2 protein-coding genes are annotated in these 2443 nt (G+C 31.0%); both read right to left on the bottom strand.

What is annotated here, in order from left to right:
• Positions 1-131: 131 nt before the first annotated feature.
• Positions 132-1691, bottom strand: a complete 1560-nt coding sequence (locus KHW44_RS08570) for a cell wall-binding repeat-containing protein (RefSeq protein ID WP_304068456.1) — start codon at positions 1689-1691, stop codon at positions 132-134.
• 19 nt (positions 1692-1710) lie between these two features.
• The gene (locus tag KHW44_RS08565) at positions 1711-2442 is read right to left on the bottom strand and encodes a peptidylprolyl isomerase (protein WP_304068453.1); all 732 of its coding nucleotides are present in this window, start codon (positions 2440-2442) and stop codon (positions 1711-1713) included.
• Position 2443: the final 1 nt, after the last annotated feature.

Raw genomic sequence — 2443 nt, 5'->3', positions numbered from 1 at the left:
GAATTAAAACAAAATTAAACGGAATGTCCCCTGTTATGTACAGATTACATTCCGCTTAAAATATTATTAAATTATTCCGTGTTTACGGGTTCAGGTCATTTTCCATCGACTTTCATTTCTTATCTCTAATATTAAATTCCAAATATTTGAACTGCGTAATATCTGTCATAAGTTTGATCAGAATCTTCGTAATATGCTTTTGTAACAAAAACTTTTACATTAATTCTTGTGAACACATCTCTTAACATATTTTCATCGTGTCCCGGAGAATTTTTCCAAGCTTCCATTGCCCCACTTGCAGTGTATGGTCCGTTGTAGATATTTTCTCCATTGATATTAGAAATATCAGTCACCATACCACCTTTTGGTCTAATGTGTTCAAACAAATGGACTATTTCTACAGCTCTTGTCTTTGCAACTGGTGTTAATGAATTATCTTGTTTCAACTCTTTTAGCCCATTTTCTTTACGATATTGATTCAAAAGAGTGACAATCTCCTTTGCCATTTCGTCATCATAATGACCACGTACCATTACAATAGTGTCATCGCTGATTTGAACTGGAAATTCTGGTTCATTTTCTAATCCTGGCAATGGTTTTGTACGTTTTATTTTTTTGCCTGGATATTTCGGATCAGTTGTTATAATTTCTTCTGAATCGTTATATAAAATCAAATTTTTTACTTTTTCAGAGACTGTATTCTTTCCACCAACAATGTACATTTCTTCAAAAGAATTGCTACCAATATATGATTTAACATCACTTGTTATAGAAGATTTTGAAACCAAAAGTATTGGCGCTTTTAGTTTTTGTGAAAGTGGTGCAGCTACCAATGCATCTACAAACACTTCACCACTAGCAAATATTGCTTTAGTTGGTGCAGTAAAACTTGCGTTTGCGACTCTGACAGATGTCATATATCTGTTTGATCCAAATATTCTTTGTGGTTCTACATTAGTAATAGACTTGATTTCTTGTAAAACTTTATCAGAAACTGTCTTTTGTCCACCAACTACAAATATTTTTCCAATATTTCCTTTATAGAAAGATTGCAAATAATCTTTTGTATCGCTAGAAATCTTGTTTTTTGATACCAATAATATTGGCGCATCGTGTTTTTGTGCCAAAGATGTGGCGTTAATAGCATCTGCAAATACTTCTCCACTAGCTACAACTAAGTTTTGTTTTTCCGACTTATTGCTAGCAAACTTTTCAGAAACTATTTTTGAGTTAACCACATATCTGTCGTATCCTGCATATCTTACAACTTTTATTTTTAAATCATTTTCGATATGATTTTGAACAGCCTTACTTACAGATTTTTCTCCACCTATAATAATAACTTCATCCAATTCTTTTGATTTTAAAAGTTTTTCAGTGGAATCATCTAATTTGTCTGAAAAAGTGTATAATATTGGAATTTCTCCATTACTCATAACAGTAGAACTAATATTGTCAGGAAATTTTGTAGCTGACACAAGCAATACTTTTTTAGAGTTTTCATAATAATCTTCCATTACTTTGTTTGCAACGGCAAATCTATCGCGTCCTTCAATCCTATTCATAGTTGATTGTACTTTTGCAGGACTTGCATTATCATCTTGTTCCTTTGCAAATACAGCAGTGCCTGTACTCAACATCATATTAAATGCTAAACATAAAGCTACTATCTTCTTCTTAAGATTATTCATTTAACTTCTCCAATTATTATTAATAAAATTTTTCTATTTTGTATTCTTTTTGTAATTTATCTGTAGCATCAATATATGCTTGTTGTTGTTTTAATTGTAATAGTGTTTGTTTCACTTCGTTCTTTGCTTCTTCAAAAGATTTTACTTTTCCTTCAGTTTTATCTTTAATATTTATAATGTGATAACCGAATTGTGTTTTAACAGGTCCTACGATATCTCCAATTTCATTTTCAATCAAAGCATTTTCGAATTCTTTAACCATTTGACCTTGTTGGAATGTTCCCAAATCTCCACCTTGTTCTTTTGATGGACAAGTAGAGTATTCTTTTGCTAATTCTGCAAAATCACCATCGTTATCGATTTTTTCTTTGATTTCGTTAGCCAAATCTTCAGATTCAACTAAAATATGAGAAGCTGTGAATGTTGGTTGAACCTTGAAATTATCCTTGTGGTTTTCATAATATTCCTTCAAATCTTCATCAGATACTCTAACAGAATTGATTATGTTAGCCATCGCAAAGTCCTTCAACAATTCTTCTGATTGTTTTTTAACTTCTTTTACATATATTTCATCTTTATCCAAGCCAGATTTCTTAGCATCAAAGAATAAAAGCTTTCTGTTGATTAATTCATCAGTTAATCTTTTTCTTCCCTCTTCATTATTGAATTGTGCTCCTCTATAACCTAAAGCTTGAATAAAATTATCAACTTCTGATTGTTTAATTTCTTCACCATTTACTACTGCTAATATT

Source organism: Finegoldia magna (assembly GCF_018371055.1).
In the GTDB taxonomy this organism is placed as follows: Bacteria; Bacillota; Clostridia; order Tissierellales; family Peptoniphilaceae; genus Finegoldia; species Finegoldia magna_I.
The sequence above is the reverse complement of the archived record's forward strand: the minus strand, read 5'-3'. Positions and strand labels throughout refer to the sequence as shown.